The organism is Streptomyces sp. NPDC001153, assembly GCF_053598315.1.
Map to the genome: position 1 here is coordinate 1 of NZ_JBSFJZ010000063.1, position 22,002 is coordinate 22,002.

Consider the following 22,002-nt stretch of genomic DNA (forward strand, 5'->3'; position numbering starts at 1 on the left):
CGAGCGCGGGAAGAACTCGTACCAGGAGCCGTACAGGGCCCGCTCCCGCTCCACCAGCAGCGGCATGGGATCGGAGGCGGTGACCAGCTCCCGCAGGGGATGGCGGGCCAGCAGGTCCTGCACCTGAGGTGCCAGCGCCGCCGCGAGGCGCCAGGCGGCCGGGCGGTTCTCATCCCGCAGGGCCGCCACCGCCTTGTGGAGGACCGGGCGTTGCCCGTCCGGGAGCCCGGCGGCCGCCCGCTCGTACAGCCGCGCGCCCTCCTCCAGGACCAGTTCGGTGTCGATGCCCGCCGGGATCTTGATGCCGGCGTGGTGCTGCCAGGTGGCGACCGGGTCGGACCAGGCCTCCACCGTGTACGTCCAGCGGCCGGGCTCGCCCGCGGTGACGGTGGCGCCCCAGCGGTCGGTGCCCGGGGCGAGTTCGCGCATCGGTGTCCACGGCCCGGGCCGGCCGGCCGGATCGCGCAGGACCACGTTCGCCGCGACGGCGTCGTGGCCCTCCCGGAAGACGGTGGCGGACACCTCGAACGACTCACCGGTCACCGCTTTGGCCGGCCTGCGCCCCTGCTGGACCACGGGGCGTACGTCGAGGACGGGGATACGGCCGAGGGTGTTCCCCCCGGCGACGGACGGGGTGTCGGCGGGGGCGGGCGGGCCGGGCACGTCGGCGGCGGCCTTTACGGCTTTCTTGCCCGATGTTTTCCTGGCCGGTTTCTTCGCGGCCTTCGCTGCCGCTGGCGTGGCCTTGCTGCTTGTCGGCGGTGCTGACGAATGGTGCGTGGCGGGCATGACCGCTCCTGTCCGCGTCAACGTGGGTGTGGGCGGATGGATGTGGGGAGGTGGGTCCTGCGGAGGTGCTGTGGGACGCCTGTGGGGTCGTACCGGAGGAGCCTTCCCACCCTGATCGGGTGGGCAATCCGGAACATTGTTAACTACTCCCGCGTATGTCCACCCACAAGACCGGCCCCTTTTTACCGAGTGCCCGCAGGCCGCTCCTTGACGCCCCGACACCCGCGCCGGGCGCCTCCCCACCGACGCCCCGGTAACCACTACCGTCGAGGTTGACGACGAGACGTACAGCGCCGTGCGTCTCACTCCGTGACGCGTCCGAGGTGGCAGCTGTGAAGGCGATCCGTCGGTTCACCGTCCGTCCCGTTCTCCCCGAACCCCTCCGGCCACTGAGCGACCTGGCGCGCAATCTGCGCTGGTCCTGGCATGCGGAAACGCGCGATCTGTTCCAGTCCGTGGATCCCGAGGCATGGGCCGCGGCCGGGGGCGACCCGGTGCGGATACTGGGCCGGGTACGGCCGGCGCGGCTGACCGAGCTGGCCGCCGACCGCCGCTTCCTGCGCCGTCTCGGCGCGGTCGCCGACGACCTCGACGACTACCTGACCGGCGACCGCTGGTACCAGGCCCAGGCGGACGGCATGCCCGCGGCCATCGCCTACTTCTCCCCGGAGTTCGGCATCACGGCCGCGCTGCCGCAGTACTCGGGCGGCCTCGGCATCCTGGCCGGGGACCATCTGAAGGCGGCCAGCGATCTCGGCGTACCCCTGATCGGCGTCGGCCTGCTGTACCGGCACGGGTACTTCCGGCAGACCCTGTCCCGCGACGGCTGGCAGCAGGAGCACTACCCGGTGCTCGACCCCAACGAACTGCCCCTCACCCAGCTGAAGGAGGCCGACGGCGCCCTGGCGCAGGTCTCCCTCGCGCTGCCCGGCGGCAGGGCGCTGCACGCCCGGATCTGGCTGGCCCAGGTGGGCAGGGTGCCGCTGCTGCTCCTCGACTCGGACGTGGAGGAGAACGACCTCGGCGAGCGCGGGGTGACCGACCGGCTCTACGGCGGCGGCAGCGAGCACCGGCTGCTGCAGGAGATGCTGCTCGGGATAGGGGGTGTCCGGGCAGTACGGACGTACTGCCGGCTCACCGGGCACCCGCAGCCGGAGGTGTTCCACACCAACGAGGGCCACGCGGGTTTCCTGGGCCTCGAGCGGATCGCCGAACTGTGCGAGCGCGGCCTGGATTTCGACTCCGCCCTGGAAGCGGTGCGCGGGGGCACGGTCTTCACCACCCACACCCCCGTCCCGGCCGGCATCGACCGCTTCGACCGGGAACTGGTCGCCCGGCACTTCGGGGCGGACGCCGAGCTCCCCGGCATCGACGTGCAGCGGATCCTGACCCTCGGCATGGAGACGTACCCGGGCGGCGAGCCGAACCTGTTCAACATGGCCGTGATGGGGCTGAGACTGGCCCAACGGGCGAACGGCGTGTCCCTGTTGCACGGCCAGGTGAGCCGGGAGATGTTCGCGGGCCTGTGGCCGGGATTCGACCCCGAGGAGGTGCCGATCACCTCCGTGACCAACGGGGTGCACGCGCCGACCTGGGTGGCCCCGGAGGTGCTGCGCCTGGGCGCCCGGCAGGTCGGCTCGGAGCGGGCCGAGGACGCGCTGACCGTCGGCGGCTCCGAGCGCTGGGACTCGGTGGCGGAGATCGAGGACCAGGAGATCTGGGAGCTGCGCCGCACCCTGCGCGAACAGCTGGTGCTGGAGGTGCGGGAGCGACTGCGGGCGTCCTGGCGTCAACGGGGCGCGGGTGGTGCCGAGTTGGGCTGGATCGACGGGGTGCTGGATCCGGACGTCCTGACGATCGGCTTCGCGCGCAGGGTGCCGTCGTACAAGCGCCTGACGCTGATGCTCCGGGACCGCGACCGCCTGATGGAGCTGCTCCTGCACCCGGACCGCCCGATCCAGATCGTCGTCGCGGGCAAGGCGCACCCCGCGGACGACAGCGGCAAGCGCCTGGTCCAGGAGCTGGTCCGCTTCGCCGACGACCCGCGGGTCCGCCACCGTATCGTCTTCCTCCCCGACTACGGCATGGCGATGGCGCAGAAGCTCTACCCCGGCTGTGACATCTGGCTGAACAACCCCCTGCGCCCCCTGGAGGCGTGCGGCACCTCGGGCATGAAGGCGGCCCTGAACGGCTGCCTGAACCTCTCCGTCCTGGACGGCTGGTGGGATGAATGGTTCCAGCCGGACTTCGGCTGGGCCATCCCGACGGCGGACGGCGTGGGCACGGACCCGGACCACCGCGACGACATCGAGGCGGCGGCCCTCTACGACCTCCTGGAGCAGCGGGTGACCCCGCGCTTCTATGAGGGCGGTCGGGGAGGGCTCCCCGACCGCTGGATCCAGATGGTCCGCCAGACCCTGACCCTCCTCGGCCCCAAGGTGCTGGCCGGCCGCATGGTCCGCGAGTACGTCGACCGCCTCTACGTCCCCGCCGCGCACGCGCACCGCGCGCTGACCCCGGACACGGCGAGCGATCTGGCCACCTGGAAGGCCAGGGTCCGGGCGGCCTGGTCCGGGGTGAGCGTCGACCACGTGGAGACGACCGCGCCGACGGCCACGGCGGAACTGGGCTCGACGGTGGGGCTGCGGGTCCGGGTGGCGCTCGGCTCACTGACCCCGGACGACGTCGAGGTCCAGGCGGTGTCGGGCAGGGTGGACGCGGAGGACCGCATCACGGATGCGACGGTGGTCCCGCTGAAGCCGACCGGTGCCCCGGATCTGGAGGGCCGCCTGCTGTACGAGGGCCCGCTGTCCCTGGACCGCACCGGCCCCTACGGCTACACGGTCCGCATCCTCCCGAGCCACCGCTTGCTGGCCTCCGCCGCGGAGTTGGGTCTGGTGGCGGTGCCGTCGGAGGAGGCGGTGGAGGGGGCGGGGGTGTTGTTGCGGTAAGCCGGGGCTCAGGCCTTCTTCAGGGCTTTGATGAAGAGGGCAAAGGATCCGGCCGGGAGGGTGAGAGTGCCGACGGCCGGGTCCTTGGAGTCGCGGATGGTTGTGTGGGTGGGGGTGGTGGCTATCTCGACGCATTCGTTGCCGTCGCCCTCACCGGAGTAGGACGACTTCCGCCAGTTGTGGAGGGGGTTCATGGGATACCTCACAGCTCCTTCGTCAGCTCGCGAATGAAGTCCCGCGACCGTTCGGGCCCAAGCGATACGGCCTCCACCTTACGGAAGCGCGTTCGATAGGCGCTGAGCTGAGCTTCCGAGTCGATGAAGACAGAGCCGTGAGGTGCGTCCCGTACCACGGTGTCCAGCTTGGGCAGGGGGCCACCCACGTACGTCATCGTGCTGGAGGCTCTGGCGAAGCCGTCCAGGTCGAAGGGGATGACGCGCACGGTGATGTGATCCGCTTCGGAGAGCTCGAGGAGTCGGGTGAGCTGGGCCCTTGAGGTGGCCCGATCGCTGACCCTGATCCGAAGCGCCGCCTCATGGATCACCGCTTCGTACGGGATGGTGAACTCCTGACGCCGCTTGCGATGCTGGATGCGCAACTCGAGTTCCTGGCTGGTCAGTTCCGGGAGCCTGGACGAGAAGACGGCACGGGAGTAGTCCTCGGTCTGCAGCAGGCCCGGTACGTACAGGATGGCCACGTGGCGGAGGGACCGGGCGTGGTGCTCCAGCTCGGACAGGTCGAGGAATGACGTGGGGAGCAGGCCCCGGTACTCCTCCCACCAGCCGCGCGTCCGATCGGTGGCCATCTCCACCAGGGCGTCGATGAACTCCTCGTCGGTACTGGCGTAGTGGGACGCGAACCGACGCAGTCGCTCCTCGCTCACTCCGATGAGCCCCGACTCGATGTGGCTGATCTGGGCCCTGTTCATCCCGAGTAGTGCTGCCGCTTGGATGGCTGTGAGTCCTGCCGCCTCGCGGAGCCTGCGCAGTTCGAGCCCCAGGCGCAACTGACGTGCCGTTGGTTCGCGCCTCTGAACCATGAGTTGCTCCTGCTCTTTCGGGGGCTGATCGTGCGATCAGCTTGCCACGGGTAACAGATTACCCCTACCGTCGGTGACGTAGCGCACACACAGCGGAACCACGCCCTGTGTGCGAACTCCCACTCACGACTGGAGTCGATGACGCATGCCCGAAAACGACGACGACACCTGGGACTACACCCTCTACATCCCGAATGACCTCAGAGCGGTGACGGTATGCCGCCGCACCCTGCGCCTGATCCTGACCCTGCACGGTCTGATCGGCCTGGTGGACACCGCCGAACTGCTGGCGACGGAGCTGGTGTCGAACGCCGTACGGCATACGAAGGGGCCGGCGGCGCTCAGGGTGCGCCGTACCCCGGAGGGCGCCGTGTGGATCGGGGCGTGGGACACCGACCCCGCGCCGCCGGATCCGCCGTGTCCGCTGGAGGAGGTGGGGGAGTTGGAGGAGGGGCGGGGGCTGGGGTTGGTGAAGGCGTGTGCGGAGTACTGGGGGTGGCAGCCGACGGCTCGGTTCGGGGACCGGGGGAAATTCGGGTGGTGCGAACTTGCGGCGGCCTAGCGGACGTTGCTGAGGTTCGCCTGCTCCTGGGGCTCACCGTCAAGGTCGACCGCCCCAAGTTCGGATGAACCGGGCAAACGCCGGGGCCCTGGCCCCTTCCCGCACAGCAAGGGCGGCTCACGCACTTCCGGGTTCCCGTGACCGCATGGGCAACTCATGCACCAGAAGCTCCAAAGGCATGGCAAAGACCCCTGGGTAGACGTCAGTCCGCTGTGCCATCGTGCGTGCCATGATCACTGAGCGGGTCCTTGACCGGTCCCATGCGCACGCCCACTCCCGGATATCCGGGATGGCGCACAAGGTACCGGAGGTCACCGCGTACTTCTGGATCATCAAGGTTCTGACCACAGGGATGGGCGAGAAGGCCTCCGACTACCTGGCCCATCTCCTCGGCCCGATCCCGGCGGTCGGCCTCGGCGTCGTCGCTCTGCTCGGGTCCCTGGTCGTTCAGTTCGCGGTGTGCCCGTACGTGGCCTGGGTGTACTGGACCGTCATCGTCATGGTCAGTGTGCTCGGCACGATGGCCGCCGACGCCCTGCACAAGTTCGGCGTGCCCTACACGCTCTCGACGCCTCTGTTCATGGTGGCCCTGGCCGTCGTCTTCGCCCTCTGGCACGCGAGCGAGCGGACCCTGTCGATCCACAGCATCACCACCCGTCGCCACGACACCTTTTACTGGGACACGGTCCTCACCACATTCGCGCTGGGTACGGCCGCGGGCGACCTGAGCGCCGGCATCGGCCTCGGATACCTGGGCTCCGTCGTCCTCTACGCGGTCGCGATCTGCGTGCCGGCCGTCGCCTACCGCGGGCGGCTGCTCGGCGCGGTGAGCGCGTTCTGGGCCACGTCCGTCATCACTCGTTCCCTCGGCGCCTCCTTCGCCGACTGGATGGCCCGCGACCCCAGCCACGGCGGCCTCCGCTGGGTCCTGAGGCCGGTCACCCTCTCTTGGACGCGGTCGCGATCCTCGGCTTCGCGGCCTGTCTGGGGGTCTCGCGGCGCGATGTGCGCGGCCGACGTGGCCGCCGCCTGAACACCGGCCGTTGGAAGCTCCTCACGCGATCCGATGTGCCCTGCCGGCGAGACGAACCCATTGTGTACTTCGCGACCCTGCTAGAGGACCGCTGGTCTCCGAGCTCGGTATGACAGTGTCCCTCAGCGGAACGAATGAGGTGCCACCGGGCCTGTAGGTTCCCACTGAAGACGCTGATGCGAGGTCCGCGGTTGAGCCTCCTACACAGTTACTTCCGGTTATTCAGCTGAATCGGGAGAGCTTCGCAATTACAGCAGAAAGGTGCCGTTGACCTGCGAGCGTCGCCGCCATCCGCGTATCGGTCGGCGCACGTCGCCTACGCGCAAGAAACGGGCGAAGCAGCCCTATCCGCTCCGTTATTCACAGCTCGCGGCCGTTGTTTGAGAAATGCATCGCGAACATGAGGGCAACGAACCAACCATTCACCATTGGGATCGCTATTTAAGTCGATTGACATGAGCATCCAAAGCTCGCTAATGTGCGGTCGCGGGGTGCTCGTGATCAAGTAACCGTTACTGTGCTTGACGGGCCGTCACCCACTCAAGTGCTTGCCGATGTCGTACGGAGAAGGCTGCACGGCAGAAAAATTGCATCATTAACGGGCAAGCATCACCCTCTGATTGTGAGGAAATCATGAAGAGCAAGAACAAAAAGGCTCTCGGTGTGGCCGCAATGGCCATGATTATGGTCGTTGTTGGTTCCGGAAGCGCGTTCGCGGGAAGCGTCACGTGGTTGAACGCGGCATACAACTACGGCGGCACGTCGTACCTGAGGGAGAACGTGTACGGGTCTAATTCGATAGACATTGGCGATTCCAGCAAGTACACCGGCTGGATCGACACCAAGTACAGCGACGGCGCCTGGACCGAGAAGAACGACCTCTTCGGCGACTGCCTCGACAGTAACTACAGTGGGCAGGTGTACGCGCACAGCTGCCTGTCAGGAGACATCTACCAGAGATGGTACGAGATCTCCACCAACTCGGGCTGGTGCCTGATGGACGAACAAACAGGTCTGGTCCTCGATGCCAAGCCGGCGGTCTACACGAACACGAACTACGGCGACAGGGACTTGAACCAGCGCTGGGACTAAACAGAATCGCCCTGCGCGCACGAGTGTCGCGCAGGGCCGCCGTTGAGTCACAGCAACTCTCATCTCTTGCTGTACGACGAGGAAGTGGACTACTACCCAGGCGTCGAGAGCTTTAGGTAGAACACCTTCCTCTGCAGCCCCGGCAGGCGCCCCTGTCGGGGCTCTATCCGCACGACCCTGAGGTCCCGCCAATGGAACACCCTGTCAGAACCGCACTTCGCGTCGGCTGTGCGGCGGCCTCCGCTGCCGTCCTGGCCGCCTGTGGCGCAACCGCCAATTCCGGTCTGCCGCAGCTGCCGGCACCGGTACCGGCCAGGCCCGGCAATCCCGGTCAGTCCGTCAACTTCCACGCCGGCGACGTCACCATCCGAAACGACGATGCCTGGACGCTACCGCTTGACTCCTACGACAGCGCCCAAAATTGGCGGATTACCGATGCGGCCGTCAATAAGCTCGCTCAACAATGCATGGCCAAACAGGGCCTGACCACCCCCGCAGCATTCCAGCTATCCGGGCAACGGGTCCTTCCCTTGGCCGCAATCTATGGTGTACTCACCATGTCCAGCGCGCGGGCCAACGGCTATCGGGTACTATCCGGCACCGGGCAAACCGCTCCCTCGCCCCCCACTGCCGCGGCGTCCGCCACCGCCCAGGAACGGAAGGTCGGCCACGCGTACTTTGGCGACCCGCAACACAGCCACACCGGCTGCCGCGCGAATGCCGCAGACAAGATCGGCATGCAGAAGGCGTACGACGCCTTCGGTCTCGTGCAAAATCTCCGCGTTCAGGCGCGTGCCGCGGCTTGGAGCGACCCCCGAGTCCAGCGGGCCAACGCCGTCTGGAGCTCATGTATGAAAGCCGCCGGCTATACCTACCCGGATCCGACCGCGCCTACGCACGACAAGGCACTTCTCGGGCGTGGCCTCCAAACTCCGCCCGGCGCACAACTGCCGCCGCCGTCCAAGGCGGAGAAGGCCGCCGCAGTGGCGGACGTGACGTGCAAGCGGCGCGGTAACTATGCGGTCACGGTGGCACTGGTCACCAGCGCCTACCAAAACCTGTTGATTGCTCAGCAGAGCGCTGGCCTCCAGCAGGAGAAACGAGTTTGGCGGTCTACAGTGGAAACCGCTCGTAAGATCATTGCGAGCGGCCACTGAGCTCGTAAACCGATACGATGAGCCCCCTGGTTACTACAGCCGGTTGTTTCAAGCGAGGCCAACTCGGGTGAAATGGGCTCCTCGAATACTTGCGCGGTCGCCGTTTCCTGCTGGTCGGCGCCGGCCCCGTCCACGTGGTCGTACGGCCGTGCCCTGCGTATTCGTGCCACTGAATCGGTGTCGCCTGCAGGTCGGCTGGATTCCGATCCCGGCGCGTTCTACGGCACGAGCAGGTGCAGTCCCGAGCAGTCGGCCCCGCCGGACGGGTCCGGGGTGTACAGCCAATAGGCGGTCATGAGCAGCATGAACGCCAGCAGTACGCCGAGGACCGCGGACACCGCCGCGATTCCGCGCCGTTGCGGGCGGGGCAGGACGGCGAACGCCAGCAGGGCGGCCAGGGCGCAGGCGAGGCCCGTCCACGAGGTGACGTACATGCGGGTCGAGGGGCCCAGGTAACGGCAGTGCTGGAAGGTGTCGGAGTCCCAGGTCACGCGGGCCACCAGCAGGATCGCCGAGGCAACGGTCAACAGGGGGACGAGGAGGGCCTTTCGAGTCATTCCTCGGACAGCCCCTCGCACAGCTTGCGCAACACCGCCCCGCAGCGGCGGGCGTACGCGTGCTGCAAGCCCCGTGTCGCCGGGCCGCCCGCCTTCGCGTACCACTTGGCCGGTTTGCTGAAGGCCGCCACCGTCAGCCAGACCGTGCCGTCGCCCGTGCGGTCGACCACGAAGGCCTCCTCGCCGCATTCGGGGTGGCCCTCCAGGGTGCCGTAGGCCCAGCCGGTCCGGCGGGGTTCCTCCGCCGTCCAGATGATGCGGCAGGGGGCCTTGATGACGCCCGCCAGGGTGACCGTGACGTCGACGCCCTCCGCGGCTCTGTCCGCGCTCGCGTCGATGCCGACGCCCACGGCGCGGTGCATCTCCCAGGTGAGGACCGCCTCGGCCGCGCGGTGGAAGAGCTTCTGACCCTCGCCGAGGCGGGTGCGGACGAGCAGCGGATGGAAGCCGGGCGGGCAGTACGTCAGGTCGTCGCGGGTCGCGCCGACCGGCTCGTAGGTGAAGGACGCCGGGGACATGGGTCACAAGGGTAGGGCGGTACCCGGGACGCCCTCCGCCCGGGTACCGCCCGATTGCCGAATGCCCTGCGGCTAGTTGACGTTGACCGCCGACCAGGCCGCGGCCACCGCCTTGTACTCGGTGCTGCTGGAGCCGTAGAGGGCCGATGCCGCGCTCAGCGTGCCGGTGCGGGCCGCCTTGTAGTCGGTCGTCGACGTGAAGTACGTCGTCAGGGCCTTATACCAGATCTGCAGCGCCTTGGCGCGGCCGATGCCGGTGACCGTGGAGCCGTTGGAGGTGGGCGAGTTGTACGTCACCCCGTTGATCGTCTTCGAACCGCTGCCCTCCGAGAGGAGGTAGAAGAAGTGGTTCGCGACGCCGGACGAGTAGTGGACGTCCAGGTTGCCGACCGACGAGGACCAGTAGTCGGCGCTGCCGCCGTCCTTGCTGGGCTTGTCCATGTAGCGCAGCGGGGTGCCGTCGCCGTTGATGTTGATCTTCTCGCCGATGAGGTAGTCACCGGGGTCGGAGGGGTTGTTGGCGAAGAACTCCACGCCGGTGCCCATGATGTCCGACGTGGCCTCGTTCAGGCCGCCGGACTCCCCCGAGTAGTCCAGGCCGGCCGTGTTCGCGGTGACCCCGTGGCTCATCTCGTGGCCGGCCACGTCGAGCGAGGTCAGCGGGTCGGCGTTGCCGGAGCCGTCGCCGTAGGTCATGCAGAAGCAGCTGTCGTCCCAGAAGGCGTTGACGTAGTTGCTGCCGTAGTGGACGCGGGAGTAGGCGCCGACGCCGTCGTTCTTGATGCCGCTGCGGCCGAACGTGCTCTTGTAGAAGTCCCAGGTCTCCTGCGCGCCGTACGCGGCGTCGGCGGCCGCGGTCTGGTCGGAGGAGGACGTGGAGGCGGTGCCGGTGCCGAAGGTGTTGGCCGAGTTGCTGACCAAGGTGCCCTTGCCGGACGTCTTGCGGGCCAGGTTGTAGGTCTTGTGACCGCCACGGGAGGCGTCGGTCAGGTTGTACGACGAGCCCGACTGGGTCGTGGTGAGGCTGACCGTGCCGGAGTACAGCGTCTTGCCGGTGCCGGTCGCGTTCTCGATGCCCTGGTACTCGAAGAGCTTCTTGCCGGTCGCGGCGTCGGTGATGACGTGCAGCTGGTTCGGGGTGCCGTCGTCCTGGAGGCCGCCGACGACCGTCTCGTAGGCCAGCACCGGCGTGCCGTTCGCCGCCCAGATCACCTTGCGGGCGCCGTCCGCGGCGGACTTGGCGGAGCCGAGGGTCCTGGCGGCGGACAGCGCCTGCTTCTCGGCCTTGGCGGCGGAGATCTGCGGCTTGAGCGAGGCCACCTTGATGGCCGCCTTGGTCGCCTTGGTGACGCCCTCGGTCCTGCCGGACTTGGCGGTGTGGACGACCAGGTCGCCACCGAGCACCGGAAGGCCCGCGTAGGTGCGCTCGTAACGGGTGTGGACCGTGCCGTCGGCGTCCTTGACGACGTCCTTGACGATCAGCTTCTCCTTGGCGCCGAGGCCTATCTGCTGCGCGGTGTGGGCCGCGTCGGCCTGCGCCTTCTGTATCAGGGAGACACGGGCCGAGTCCGACAGCGCGGCGGGCGCGGCGGCGAGGGTCGCGCTGCCCTTGCCGGCGGCGGTCGCGGTGGCGGTCAGACCGGTGGAGAGCAGGGCTCCGGCGGCGACGGCGGTGGCGATGGCCAGAGTGGCGCGCTTGTGACGCGTGTAGCGGGGGGTCACGCAAGCTCCTTCTCGTGGGGAGTCCGGTCAGCGTGGGGTTACTGGCCGGAGAGGTGGGGTGAAGCTCTGCGACGGGTGAAGGAAGGGTGACATCGGGGGCGCGTACATGTCAGGCCCCTGAAGTGATGTTGGCCGGAAGGCAACTGTCCGGGAAACGTTACGCGTGTGTTAACCGGCGCCGTTCGAGGGTGCCAGACCCTCGAACGGCGCCCAGTTCCCGGGCATTTGGCGTTCGCTTTACGGGAACGTCAGCTTCCAGTCGTTGATCGTTCCGGTGTCGTACGTGGCCTGATCCTGCACCCGCAACTTCCAGGTGCCGTTGGCCTGTTCGGCGGCCGCGTTGACCGTGTAGGTCTGCTTCACGTCGTGCGCCGAGTCCGAGGAGCTGAAGTCCTTCAGACGGTAGGCGGTGCCCGAGGGGCCGACGAGGTCGATCACCAGGTCACCCCGCCAGGTGTGGGTGATGTCGACGTACACCTGGAGGTTGCTCGGCGCGTTTCCGGTCCTGCCGGAGACCGTGATGTCCGAGGTGACGGCGGGACCGTTGTCCGGGATGGCGACCTGGGTGTTGCTCTCGTACGTCGTACCGCCGCCTCCGCCGCCCCCGTCGGAGCGCGAACCGACCGCCACGGCCGCCCACGCGTCCTGCACCGCCTTGTACTCGGTGCTGGAGGTGCCGTACAGCTCACCGGCCGCCGCCAGGGTGCCGGTGCGGGCGCCGGCGTAGTCGGTGGTGGAGGTGTACTTCGTGGTGAGCGCCCGGTACCAGATCTGCAGCGCCTTGTCCCGGCCGATGCCGGTGACCGGAAGCCCGTCCGCCGTCGGCGAGTCGTAGCTGACGCCGTTGATCACCTTGGCGCCGCTGCCCTCGGACAGGAGGTAGAAGAAGTGGTTCGCGACGCCGGAGGAGTAGTGGACGTCCAGGTCGCCGACCGACGAGGACCAGGAGTCGGCCGAGTTGCCGTCCTTGCTGGGCTTGTCCATGTACCGCAGCGGCGTGCCGTTGCCGTTGATGTTGATCTTCTCGCCGATGAGGTAGTCACCGGGGTCGGAGGGGTTGTTGGCGAAGAACTCCACGCCGGTGCCCATGATGTCCGACGTGGCCTCGTTCAGGCCGCCGGACTCCCCCGAGTAGTCCAGGCCCGCGGTGTTGGCGGTGACGCCGTGGCTCATCTCGTGGCCGGCGACGTCGAGCGAGGTCAGCGGGTCGGCGTTGCCGGAGCCGTCGCCGTAGGTCATGCAGAAGCAGCTGTCGTCCCAGAACGCGTTCACGTACGCGTTGCCGTAGTGGACGCGGGAGTAGGCGCCGACGCCGTCGTTGCGGATGCCGCTGCGCCCGAAGGTGTTCTTGTAGAAGTCCCAGGTCTCCTGCGCGCCGTAGTGGGCGTCCGCGCCCGCGGTGGCCGCGTTGGACGTGGTCCCGTTGCCCCAGGTGTCGTTGCTCTGCGAGAAGAGGGTGCCGGTGCCCGAGGTGCCGTGGTTCAGGTTGTACGTCTTGTGTCCGCCGCGCGCCCCGTCGGTCAGCGTGTACGTCGACCCCGACTGGGTCGTCGTCAGGTTCACCTGGCCGCTGTACCGGGTGTTGCCGACGCCGGTCTCGATGCCCTGGTACTCGTAGAGCTTCTTGCCGGTGGCCGCGTCGGTGATGACGTGCAGCTGGTTCGGGGTGCCGTCGTCCTGGAGGCCGCCGACGACCGTCTCGTAGGCGAGGACGGGCTTTCCGGTCGCCGCCCAGATCACCTTGCGGACACTGTCCGCGGCGGACTTGGTCCCGCCCCGGGCCTTGGCCCGCTGAAGGGCCTGCTTCTCGGCCGTGGCCTTCGACACGGCCGGGGTGAGGCCGGCGACCTGCACGGTGGCGCGGGTGGCCTTGATGACGTCCATGGTCTTGCCGGACGTGTTGCTGGTCACGACCAGGTCACCGCCGAGCACCGGAAGGCCGGCGTAGGTGCGCTCGTAGCGGGTGTGCAGGGTGCCGTCGGTGTCCTTCACGACGTCCTTGACGACCAGCTTCTCCTTGGCGCCGAGGCCGAGGGACCGGGCGGTGGCGGCCTTCGTGGCGTCGGCGTGCCGTATCAGCTCGACGCGCTGCGAGGGCGTGAGCCGCGCGGCGACATGGGCCTTGTCGATCTTCCCCGGCCGGGGCTTCGCCGGTGCGGCGCTGGCCGCGCCCGACTGGACGGCGGCGGCGATCAGGGCGGCGACCCCGGCGAGGGCGACGGTGGCGGTGCGCCGGTGTGACGCGTGGGGGGTGCGTCTGCGAGAGGAACTGCTGCTCAACACTGACTCCTTCTGCGTGGCCGCGGGTCGCGCGGCCAGGGGAGACCGGACGGTGGGTTGGGGCGTCCGGGCAGAACAGGGCGTTACGCGGAACCACGTGCAGGCCGGCTCGCACGAGCAGATGTGACTGTGGGGTTGCTGTGAGTCGGCCTGGGAAGAGTGACAGGGGATCACGGTTCCTGTCAGGACCGCGTCACAAAGTTGGCCGGAAATGGTCCGTTGACCGGATGTTCATGTTCGTTATGCGGACCGCTCACTTCGGTGTGCTCCCGGGTCTGCTCCGGATGTCCAGTAGGGTGGCCCGGCCACGGGGGGTGAGCGCGGATGGTGCAGGGGCGGGAACGTATCGGCGTGCGCGGGACGCTGGGCCGGGGGCTGCGGGTGGGCCTGGTGATGGCGGGCGCGCCCGCGTTGCCCTGGGCCGTCCTCTGTCTCGCGGTCGCCGCGGCCGAGTGTCTCAGGGGAGGGGACACCGAGATCGCCGCCTTCGACCTGCGGGCCTTCGGGCTGCTCGTCGGTGGCGGGCTGCCGGCCGGGGTGCTGATGGGGCTCGTCCTCGCGGGCGGGCTGGCCCTGGCGTCCCGTGTGCTGCGCGGCACCGGGGGACTGGCGCTGGTGGGGGCACTGCTGGGCGGGCTGGTCTTCCCCGTCGAGTTCGTGGTGGTGGGTGTCGCCTCCGACGGGGGATACGCCGAGTTCGGCACGACCTTCCTGCTGTGGCCGGTCATGACGGCGGTGGCCGGCATGCACGGTTCCGACATCGTGGGCCGGACCCACAGACGCGGCTGGCTGTGGACGCCGTTGCCGGGCCGGGGCCCATCGCCCGGCTGACGGGGTGTCGGGGGCGTGGCCGGCATGGAGGCGGCCGGCGTCCGCGGCTCACGACAGCCACCACGCGACTCGGCGTACAGCCCGGCCCATGCGGTCGGGTGGTGTGGCGTCCGGGGCTTCGGCGGCCGGCCCTTCCTGGAGTCGCGTGACCGGGGGCCGGCCGGTGCCGAGTCGGCTCACCTCTCCGTGGTGTCCCCGTGCCAGGTCCGCCACAGGGCCGCGTAGGCGCCGCCGGCCGTCACCAGGTCCTCGTGCGTGCCCAGTTCGGTCAGGCGGCCGTCCTCCATGACCGCCACCCGGTCGGCGTCGTGGGCCGTGTGGAGGCGGTGTGCGATGGCGATGACCGTGCGGCCCTGCAGGACGGCGGCGAGCGCGCGTTCGGCGTGCCGGGCCGTCGTGGGGTCCAGCAGGGCGGTGGCCTCGTCCAGGATCAGGGTGTGCGGGTCGGCCAGCACCACCCGGGCCAGGGCGAGTTGCTGGGCCTGGGAGCCGTCGGTGGCGCGGCCGCCCGCGCCGAGCCGGGTGTCCAGGCCGTCCGGCAGGTCCCGGACCCAGTCGTCGGCCCCGACCGTCGCGAGCGCCGCCCACAGGTCGTCGTCCGTGGCGTCCGGCTCGGCGATCAGCAGGTTGTCGCGGACCGTACCGAGGAACACATGGTGTTCCTGCGTGACCAGGACCACCTGACGGCGCAGCAGCTCCGGCTCCAGTTCGGCCACCGGCACACCGCCCACCGTCACCGCGCCCGTGCCGGGCCGGTCGATGCCCGCGAGGAGTCGGCTGAGCGTCGTCTTCCCGGCGCCGGAGGGGCCGACCACCGCGAGCCGCTCCCCGGGCCGTACGGTCAGGTCCACCCCGCGCAGCACCTCGCCGCCGCGCTCATAGGCGTACCGGACCCCGCGCACGTCGATCCGGTCGTCCGCCGGGACCGGGGAGCCGGCCCCGGTCTCCCCGCGCGGCGCCTGCGCCAGGCCCTCCACGCGGGCGAACGAGGCACTGCTGCTCTGCAGTTGCTCCACACGCATCAGGATCTGGTCCAGCGGCTCGGTGAACTGCCGCAGGTACAAGGCCGCCGCCACCACCGCGCCGACCCCGACCGCGCCCCGCTGGTGCAGCCAGCCGCCGAGCAGCAGCACGCCCACCACGGGCACGGTGTACGTCACCTCGACCGCGGGGAAGAACACCGTGCGCAGGAACAGCGTGTACAGACGCGTACGGCGGGACTCCTCCAGCGCGTCCCGGCTCGCCGCCACCCGCCGTTCCCGCAGCCCGAACGCCTCGACGGTCCGGGCCCCGGCCGCCGTCGAGGCGACGATCTCCGCGACCTGGGACGTGGCCGCGCCCTCGGCGAGATAGCCGTCCCGGGCCCGCCGGAGATACCAGCGCAGCGCCGGCCAGATCGGGGTCAGCCCGAGCAGTCCGAACGCGCCCAGCAGCGGGTCGAGCGCGAACACCGCCACCAGCACCAGCAACGCCTGCACGGTGTTGACCAGCAGCTCCGGGCCGACGTCCCGCAGGGTGGTGCCGACGACCGCCACGTCCGCCGTGCCGCGTGCCGTCAGATCGCCGGTGCCGGCCCGCTCCACCACGGACGCGGGCAGGGCCAGCACCCGCTCGACGTACTGCTCGCGCACCCGGGCCAGCGTGCGCTCCCCGAACCGGTACCCCACGTACCGCGCCCAGCGGGCCAGCAGCAGCTGGGCCAGCGCGCACACCAGGATCCACGGCGCGAGCCGGTCCACCGCGCCGGCCCCCTGCCCGCCCCGCACCTCGTCCACGATCCGCCCGACCAGCCACGGCCCGACCAGCCCCGCCCCCGCCGCGAGCGCGTTCAGCAGCAACGCGGCGACGAACGCCCGCCCGTCGGCCCGCACCAGCCGCAGCGCGGCCCGCCGTACCCGCGCCCGGCCGGCGACCGGCAACAGACGCTCAGCCGCCGTCACCGTACGACCCCCTCCGTGTCCCGGGCCACGAGTGCCCGGTAGCCCGGCTCCGTCGTGAGCAGCCGGCGGTGCGGGCCGGTCGCCGCGACCTTTCCGTCGACCAGGAAGACGACCGTGTCCGCGCGGTCCAGCATCAGCGGTGAGGTCGACGTCACCACCGTCGTGCGGCCCTCCCGGGCCTCCCGCAGCCGCCGTGCGACCGTCGCCTCGGTGTGCGCGTCCAGCGCCGAGGTCGGCTCGACCGCGAGCAGCACCTCCGGGTCGGCCGACAACGCCCTTACCAGCCGCACCCGTTGGCGCTGGCCGCCCGACAGGCTGCGGCCCTGGCCGGACACCGGCGACTTCAGGCCCTCGGGCAGCCCGCGTACGACGTCCTCGGCGGCCGCCGCGTACAGCGCCCGGCCGAGCTCCGCCTCGTCGGTGGGGTGCCCGGCGGCCACGACCTCCCGCAGCGGCCCCTCGAACAGGTCGGCCTCGTTGTCCGCGACCAGGATCCGCCCGCGCACGTCCGCCAGCGGGACCGCGTCCAGCCGTACCCCGCCCCAGGTGGCGTCGGTCGGCCCGAAGCGGCCGAGCCGGTCCACGACGGCGGCGGCCTCGGCGGGCCGGGCGGTGGCCAGCGCGGTCAGCCGGCCCGGCACCACCCGCACTCCGGACGCCGGATCGTGCAGCTCGGCCGGTCCCGCGGGCGCCGGCAGCGTGCCCTCGTCCGGCTCCGGTTCCAGCCGCAGCAGCCGTACGACCCGGCGCGCGGCCACCACGCCCCGGTTCAGGTCGTAGGCCATCTGCACGAAGAAGGCGACAGGACCGATCAGTACGGCCACGTAGCCGTACACGGACACCAACTCGCCGACGGTGATGGACCCTTGGGCCGCGAGCCGTGCCGCGAGCCAGGTCACCACGGCCAGGAACAGGGTGGGCAGGCCCACGCCGAGCGCCTGCACCCAGCTGGCCACCGCGCCCACCCGGTAGCCCTGTGCGCGCAGCCGCTGCGAGTCCTGCCGGAAGGCGTCCGCGAACAGCCCCTTGCCGCCCAGTCCGTTGAGGACGCGCAGCCCGCCCGCGAGGTCGCCGATGCGCGCGGTCAGCACGCCCTGCCGCTCCCGGTAGGTGCTCTCCGCGCCCTGCAGCCGCAGCGTCAGCGGCCCGGTGACCAGCGCGATCACCGGCAGCCCCAGCAGCACGACCGCGGCGAGCGGTGCCGAGAGCGCCAGCAGCAGCCCGGCCACCACGACGTAGACCACGGCCGAGCCGACGCCCGGACCGACCACCGTCAGCGCCTGCGCGATGGTCTTTACGTCACCGACTCCGATGGTCACCACCTCACCGGCCCCCGCCCGGCGCGGCAGCGCGGCCCCGAGCCGCACCACATGGCCCACGACCACCTTCACCGTGCGGAAGTTGGCGTCCATGCGCACCCGGGTCATCGTGCGGTGCCGCATGATGCTCAGCCAGGCGTTGACCGACCCGACCACGAACATCACCCCGGTCCACGCGGCCAGCACGCCCAGCCGCCCCGGCACCAGCCCCTCGTCCACGGCCCGCGCCATCAGATACGGCTGCGCGGCCAGCAGCACCATCCACACACTGCCCAGCAGCGCCCCCACCGCCGACCGCCCCGGCTGGCGCAGCACCAGCCACCACAGATAGCGCCAGCCGCCGCGCGTGTCCGGGGTGCCCGGATCCTCGTACGCGTCGATCATCCATCCCCCGATCGGCTCGCCCCGCCTTGGGAAACGTCGAACCTATCGGGGGCGGGGACGGCCGCTCCAGCCAATTAAGGCGGGGGTGGTGCTCTCCGGTCCTACCCGAGGATCCCCCGGTCGTACCCCGCCGCCACCGCCGCCGCCCGGTCGTTGACGCCGAGCTTGGCGTACAGATGGGTGAGGTGGGTCTTCACCGTGGCCTCGCTGATGAACAGCTCGCGGGCGATCTCGCGGTTCGACGTGCCCCTGGCCACCAGGACCAGAACCTCGCGTTCACGGGCCGAGAGCGGCTCGCCCGCGGGGGTGCGGGGCGAGCGGACCGCGTGGACCAGGCGGGAGGCGACGGCCGGGGAGAGGACCGTACGGCCCTCGGCGGCGGCGCGGACGGCGGTGAACAGCTCGTCGCGCGGGGCGTCCTTGAGGAGGTAGCCGGTCGCGCCCGCCTCGATCGCGGGCAGGGTGTCGGAGTCGGTGTCGTAGGTGGTGAGGACCAGGACCTTCGCGCGGGCGCCCCGGCGGGTCAGCTCGCGGATCGCGTCGACGCCCGAACCGCCCGGCATCCGCAGGTCCATCAGGACCACGTCCGGGTCCAGGGCCGCGGCCCTGGCCACCGCCTCGGCGCCGTTCGCCGCCTCCCCGAGCACCCGGAAGCCCGGGGCGGACTCGAACATGCCGCGCAGGCCGTCGCGGACCACCGGGTGGTCGTCGACGATCAGGAGGGTGATGGCGGGCTCAGCGGTCATCGCGGACCAAGGGTACGCGAGCCGACACCGCCGTACCGTGACCCGGCTCCGACTCGACGGTGAGGGAGCCGGCGATCCGCTCGGCCCGGGCCCGCATGCCCTCCAGGCCGAAGCCGCCGCTGCGGGTGCGCTCCGGTACGGCGGCCGGGTCGAAGCCGGTGCCGTCGTCGCGGATGTCCAGCGTGACCTCGTCGCCCATGAAGGACAGGGTGACGCCGACGCGGGTCGGCCGGCCGTGCCGGGCCGCGTTGGACAGGGCCTCCTGGGCGATGCGCAGCAGGGTCGCCGAGATCTCGTCGTGGAGCTGCTCGGTGGTGCCGGTGACGGTGAACTCGGCGCGCACACCGTTGCGTTCGCCCCATTCGGCGACCGTCTTCTTCAGCGCCTCCGGCAGCCCGTCGGCGGCCAGGGCGACCGGGGCCAGATTGTGCACCGAGCGGCGGGCCTCGCCGAGGCTGTGCCGGGCGAGGGCGGAGGCGCGCTCCAGGTGGGTGCGGGCGGTGGTCAGGTCGGGGGCGTTGGCGACGACCTGGAGCTGGGCGATGATCCCGGTCAGGCCCTGGGCGATGGTGTCGTGGATCTCGGCGGCGAGCCGGCGGCGCTCGTCGGCGACGCCCGCCTCCCGTGCCTGGAGCAGGAGTTGGGCGTGCAGCGCGGCGTTCTCGTCCAGGGCCTGCTGCAACGCGGTGTTGGTGCGCTCCAGTTCGGCGATGGTGTCGGCCTGGACTACGGCGCGGGCCTGCTCCTGCTGAGAGTACCGGGTGAACACACTGACCAAGCCGATGTTGACGGCCAGGACCAGGAAGAAGCCGGCCCACAGGATCAGCCCGTGCGGCGGCCAGCCGCCGATCTCGCTGCCGGACATGGTGACGGCGGTCAGGAAGAGACCGGGCAGCACCAGCCGGGCCGGCAGCTCCCGGACCGCGGTGTAGTAGCCCGTCACGGCGTAGAAGGCGAAGAACGGGTTGGCCCAGGTCAGCACGAAGGCGATGGCCCAGCGCAGCAGGAAGAGGAAGACACCGGTCCGGCTCGGACCCGGCCTCTTCCGCTTCGCCCGTCCCCAGCACAGCTGCAGCACGACGGCCGCGGGCACGAGCACGGCGGAGACGACCAATCCGGTCCGGTCCATGCCGACCGCGCGGGCCGACAGCGCGGCCGCGACGACACCGGCGGCCAGCAGCGCCCAGGGCCCCCATGCGTCGAAGGAGGCCCGGGGCTGCTGGTGCGCGGCGTTCGTCATCCCACCAGTCTCCGGCACGGCCCGCTCACTCCCAGCGGAACCAGCGGGCCGCCCCCGCCGTCAGCAGCACCGCCCAGGCCGCGAGCACGACCAGGTGCCCCCAGCCGGGCCAGTCACCGGCGGCCGCCTCGCCCAGGGCGCGGGCCGCCGCACCGAACGGGGTGAGCTGGACCACACGGGCCAGCGTGTGCGGCATCTCCTGCACCGGCAGCCACACGCCCGCGCAGAACATCATCGGGAAGAACACCGCCGAGCCGATCGCGCTCGCGATCTTCGTGGTGCGGGACAGCGCCGAGACGACGGAGCCGAGGGCGAGGGCCGAGGCGGTCGCGAGCAGCAGGGCCAGCAGATACCCGGCCGGCTGCTCGGGCAGCTTCACGTCGAAGGCGAGGCGGCCGACGACGAGCGCGAGCAGCGCGGAGGCCAGCGCCACCGTGCCCTGCACGGTCATCTGCGCGGACAGCAGGGCGGAGGGCCGTACGGGCGTGAGCCGCATCCGGCGCAGGATGCCCCGCTCCCGGTGGCCGGTCAGCACCTGCGGCAGCGACTGCACACCGGACATGATCAGGGCGATCAGGACGGCGATGGGCACGTAGGCGTCGACCGGCCGCAGCCCGCCCAGGGACTTGTCGGCCTCCCGGAACGACGGGATCGAGCCGAGGATGACCAGGAGCAGCGTCGGGAACAGGAAGATCCAGAAGACTGCGCCGGGTTCGCGGCGGAAGAGACGGAACTCGGTGCGCAGGACGGCGGTGTTCATGCCGTGGCCTCCTTGGTCAGGTCCAGGAACGCGTCGTCGAGGGTGGCGTCCAGGACGCGGAGCTGATGGGCGGTGACGCGGTGCCGGGCGAGCAGGGTGATGACAGCGTTGACGGTCTCGTCGGTGCCGGAGAGCGTGATCCGGCCGTCCTTGCGCTCGATCGAGGCGAGGGCCGGGAGCGCGGCGAGGTCGTGGTCGTCCAGCGGGGCCGACGGGGTGAAGCTGATGACGGTCGCGCCCGCCGAGCGGCGGATCAGTCCGGCCGGTGTGTCCAGCGCCGCGACCCGGCCCTTGTCGATGACCGCGATACGGTCGCAGAGGCGCTGCGCCTCCTCCATGAAGTGGGTGACGAGCAGCACGGTGACCCCGCTCCCGCGGACGTCCTCGATGAGCTGCCAGGTGTCGCGGCGGGCCCGCGGGTCGAGCCCGGTGGTCAGCTCGTCCAGCACGACGACGCGCGGGTTCCCGATGAGCGCCAGCGCGATGAACAGCCGTTGCTGCTGCCCGCCGGACAGCTTGCCGAACCGGGTCCCGAGCTTCGCCGTGAGCCCGAGGCGTTCGGCGAGCGGCCGCCAGTCGGCCGGGTGCGGGTAGAAGGTTGCGTACAGCTCCAGCGCCTCGCGCACGGTGAGCTTGGGCTGGAGTTCGCTCTGCTGGAGCTGGGCGCCGAGGATCCTCGCGACCTCGTCGTGGTCGGCGACGGGGTCCAGGCCGGCGACCCGGACCCGGCCCGCGTCGGGCACGCGCAGCCCCTCGACGCACTCCACGGTGGTGGTCTTTCCGGCGCCGTTCGGGCCGAGGATCCCGAAGATCTCGCCCTCCTCGACGGCGAAGGAGACCCCGTCGACGACGGCCCGGCCGCCGTACGACTTGCGCAGATCGGTGACTTCGATGACGGATGGCATGCTCCGAGAATCCCGTTCGGGCGGGGCCCGGCACATCGGCCGCCCCGCTCGAAGCGGCATCGTCCGGTCGGTTGATGCCGGGCTACGACCCCTCGTGCGGAACCCTCGTCCGAGGGGTCGAACACGCAGGTCGTAGGACCAAGGGCGGACCCGGGTCCGGCCGAAACCCGGTGGGCG

At 70.5% G+C, this 22,002-nt stretch carries 19 protein-coding genes; 6 read left to right on the plus strand and 13 right to left on the minus strand.

Annotation, left to right across the window (positions count from 1 at the left end; genetic code table 11):
• On the minus strand, positions 1-789 hold a 789-nt coding region (locus ACWDEN_RS42775; RefSeq protein WP_450863362.1), incomplete at its 3' end, for a maltotransferase domain-containing protein.
• Between the two features lie 332 nt (positions 790-1,121).
• On the opposite strand from ACWDEN_RS42775, the gene ACWDEN_RS42780 reads away from it, so the two are divergent.
• Positions 1,122-3,740, plus strand: coding sequence for a glycosyltransferase family 1 protein (locus ACWDEN_RS42780; RefSeq protein ID WP_351614667.1), 2,619 nt, complete (start codon positions 1,122-1,124; stop codon positions 3,738-3,740).
• Positions 3,741-3,748: 8 nt separating this feature from the next.
• Here ACWDEN_RS42780 and ACWDEN_RS42785 read toward each other — a convergent pair whose 3' ends face one another.
• Both ACWDEN_RS42785 and ACWDEN_RS42790 read right to left on the minus strand, forming a co-directional pair.
• Complete coding sequence (locus tag ACWDEN_RS42785; protein ID WP_450863364.1) at positions 3,749-3,934, minus strand: DUF397 domain-containing protein; 186 nt, start codon at positions 3,932-3,934, stop codon at positions 3,749-3,751.
• Between the two features lie 8 nt (positions 3,935-3,942).
• Positions 3,943-4,779 carry a helix-turn-helix domain-containing protein gene (locus tag ACWDEN_RS42790; RefSeq protein WP_450863366.1) on the minus strand — a complete coding sequence of 279 codons (837 nt, stop codon included), beginning with the start codon at positions 4,777-4,779 and terminating at the stop codon, positions 3,943-3,945.
• A 145-nt stretch (positions 4,780-4,924) separates the two neighbouring features.
• Here ACWDEN_RS42790 and ACWDEN_RS42795 point away from each other — a divergent pair, with 145 nt between their 5' ends.
• From ACWDEN_RS42795 to ACWDEN_RS42810, 4 genes are all read left to right on the plus strand, one after another.
• Positions 4,925-5,341, plus strand: a complete 417-nt coding sequence (locus ACWDEN_RS42795) for an ATP-binding protein (RefSeq protein ID WP_450863368.1) — start codon at positions 4,925-4,927, stop codon at positions 5,339-5,341.
• Between the two features lie 229 nt (positions 5,342-5,570).
• Positions 5,571-6,374: a COG4705 family protein gene (locus tag ACWDEN_RS42800; protein ID WP_450863370.1), complete on the plus strand. Its 804-nt coding sequence runs from the start codon at positions 5,571-5,573 to the stop codon at positions 6,372-6,374.
• 633 nt (positions 6,375-7,007) lie between these two features.
• Positions 7,008-7,466, plus strand: coding sequence for a hypothetical protein (locus ACWDEN_RS42805; protein WP_351614678.1), 459 nt, complete (start codon positions 7,008-7,010; stop codon positions 7,464-7,466).
• Between the two features lie 191 nt (positions 7,467-7,657).
• On the plus strand, positions 7,658-8,623 hold the full coding sequence (locus ACWDEN_RS42810; protein WP_450863371.1) for a hypothetical protein: 966 nt from the start codon (positions 7,658-7,660) through the stop codon (positions 8,621-8,623).
• A gap of 218 nt (positions 8,624-8,841) precedes the next feature.
• Here the strand turns inward: ACWDEN_RS42810 and ACWDEN_RS42815 are convergent, their stop codons facing one another.
• From ACWDEN_RS42815 to ACWDEN_RS42830, 4 genes are all read right to left on the minus strand, one after another.
• Positions 8,842-9,180 carry a hypothetical protein gene (locus ACWDEN_RS42815; protein ID WP_450863373.1) on the minus strand — a complete coding sequence of 113 codons (339 nt, stop codon included), beginning with the start codon at positions 9,178-9,180 and terminating at the stop codon, positions 8,842-8,844.
• Positions 9,177-9,698, minus strand: a complete 522-nt coding sequence (locus ACWDEN_RS42820) for a DUF1990 domain-containing protein (protein ID WP_450863375.1) — start codon at positions 9,696-9,698, stop codon at positions 9,177-9,179. Before ACWDEN_RS42820 ends, ACWDEN_RS42815 begins: the two co-directional genes overlap by 4 nt.
• A gap of 72 nt (positions 9,699-9,770) precedes the next feature.
• Positions 9,771-11,420, minus strand: coding sequence for a M4 family metallopeptidase (locus ACWDEN_RS42825; protein ID WP_450863376.1), 1,650 nt, complete (start codon positions 11,418-11,420; stop codon positions 9,771-9,773).
• Between the two features lie 237 nt (positions 11,421-11,657).
• On the minus strand, positions 11,658-13,700 hold the full coding sequence (locus ACWDEN_RS42830; protein ID WP_450863378.1) for a M4 family metallopeptidase: 2,043 nt from the start codon (positions 13,698-13,700) through the stop codon (positions 11,658-11,660).
• Positions 13,701-14,051: 351 nt separating this feature from the next.
• Here ACWDEN_RS42830 and ACWDEN_RS42835 point away from each other — a divergent pair, with 351 nt between their 5' ends.
• The gene (locus ACWDEN_RS42835; RefSeq protein ID WP_351614696.1) at positions 14,052-14,531 is read left to right on the plus strand and encodes a hypothetical protein; all 480 of its coding nucleotides are present in this window, start codon (positions 14,052-14,054) and stop codon (positions 14,529-14,531) included.
• 176 nt (positions 14,532-14,707) lie between these two features.
• Here ACWDEN_RS42835 and ACWDEN_RS42840 read toward each other — a convergent pair whose 3' ends face one another.
• The 6 genes from ACWDEN_RS42840 to ACWDEN_RS42865 form a co-directional block, all read right to left on the minus strand.
• On the minus strand, positions 14,708-16,471 hold the full coding sequence (locus tag ACWDEN_RS42840; protein WP_450863381.1) for an ABC transporter ATP-binding protein: 1,764 nt from the start codon (positions 16,469-16,471) through the stop codon (positions 14,708-14,710).
• Positions 16,468-18,174 carry an ABC transporter ATP-binding protein gene (locus ACWDEN_RS42845; protein ID WP_351614701.1) on the minus strand — a complete coding sequence of 569 codons (1,707 nt, stop codon included), beginning with the start codon at positions 18,172-18,174 and terminating at the stop codon, positions 16,468-16,470. Before ACWDEN_RS42845 ends, ACWDEN_RS42840 begins: the two co-directional genes overlap by 4 nt.
• Before the next feature lie 101 nt (positions 18,175-18,275).
• Positions 18,276-18,920 carry a response regulator transcription factor gene (locus ACWDEN_RS42850; protein WP_351614704.1) on the minus strand — a complete coding sequence of 215 codons (645 nt, stop codon included), beginning with the start codon at positions 18,918-18,920 and terminating at the stop codon, positions 18,276-18,278.
• Positions 18,910-20,160 carry a sensor histidine kinase gene (locus tag ACWDEN_RS42855; protein WP_450863383.1) on the minus strand — a complete coding sequence of 417 codons (1,251 nt, stop codon included), beginning with the start codon at positions 20,158-20,160 and terminating at the stop codon, positions 18,910-18,912. The genes ACWDEN_RS42850 and ACWDEN_RS42855 overlap by 11 nt, the downstream gene beginning before the upstream one ends.
• 25 nt (positions 20,161-20,185) lie before the next feature.
• Positions 20,186-20,920 carry an ABC transporter permease gene (locus ACWDEN_RS42860; RefSeq protein ID WP_450863385.1) on the minus strand — a complete coding sequence of 245 codons (735 nt, stop codon included), beginning with the start codon at positions 20,918-20,920 and terminating at the stop codon, positions 20,186-20,188.
• Complete coding sequence (locus ACWDEN_RS42865) at positions 20,917-21,825, minus strand: ABC transporter ATP-binding protein (protein WP_351614713.1); 909 nt, start codon at positions 21,823-21,825, stop codon at positions 20,917-20,919. Before ACWDEN_RS42865 ends, ACWDEN_RS42860 begins: the two co-directional genes overlap by 4 nt.
• Positions 21,826-22,002: the final 177 nt, after the last annotated feature.

Excerpts from the sequence above, each read along its gene's own strand:
- ACWDEN_RS42785 (WP_450863364.1), bottom strand. The coding sequence starts at position 3,934 with ATGAACCCCCTCCACAACTGGCGGAAGTCGTCCTACTCCGGTGAGGGC.
- ACWDEN_RS42790 (WP_450863366.1), bottom strand. The coding sequence starts at position 4,779 with ATGGTTCAGAGGCGCGAACCAACGGCACGTCAGTTGCGCCTGGGGCTC.
- ACWDEN_RS42795 (WP_450863368.1), top strand. The coding sequence starts at position 4,925 with ATGCCCGAAAACGACGACGACACCTGGGACTACACCCTCTACATCCCG.
- ACWDEN_RS42800 (WP_450863370.1), top strand. The coding sequence starts at position 5,571 with ATGATCACTGAGCGGGTCCTTGACCGGTCCCATGCGCACGCCCACTCC.
- ACWDEN_RS42805 (WP_351614678.1), top strand. The coding sequence starts at position 7,008 with ATGAAGAGCAAGAACAAAAAGGCTCTCGGTGTGGCCGCAATGGCCATG.
- ACWDEN_RS42810 (WP_450863371.1), top strand. The coding sequence starts at position 7,658 with ATGGAACACCCTGTCAGAACCGCACTTCGCGTCGGCTGTGCGGCGGCC.
- ACWDEN_RS42815 (WP_450863373.1), bottom strand. The coding sequence starts at position 9,180 with ATGACTCGAAAGGCCCTCCTCGTCCCCCTGTTGACCGTTGCCTCGGCG.
- ACWDEN_RS42820 (WP_450863375.1), bottom strand. The coding sequence starts at position 9,698 with ATGTCCCCGGCGTCCTTCACCTACGAGCCGGTCGGCGCGACCCGCGAC.
- ACWDEN_RS42845 (WP_351614701.1), bottom strand. The coding sequence starts at position 18,174 with ATGATCGACGCGTACGAGGATCCGGGCACCCCGGACACGCGCGGCGGC.
- ACWDEN_RS42850 (WP_351614704.1), bottom strand. The coding sequence starts at position 18,920 with ATGACCGCTGAGCCCGCCATCACCCTCCTGATCGTCGACGACCACCCG.
- ACWDEN_RS42855 (WP_450863383.1), bottom strand. The coding sequence starts at position 20,160 with ATGACGAACGCCGCGCACCAGCAGCCCCGGGCCTCCTTCGACGCATGG.
- ACWDEN_RS42860 (WP_450863385.1), bottom strand. The coding sequence starts at position 20,920 with ATGAACACCGCCGTCCTGCGCACCGAGTTCCGTCTCTTCCGCCGCGAA.
- ACWDEN_RS42865 (WP_351614713.1), bottom strand. The coding sequence starts at position 21,825 with ATGCCATCCGTCATCGAAGTCACCGATCTGCGCAAGTCGTACGGCGGC.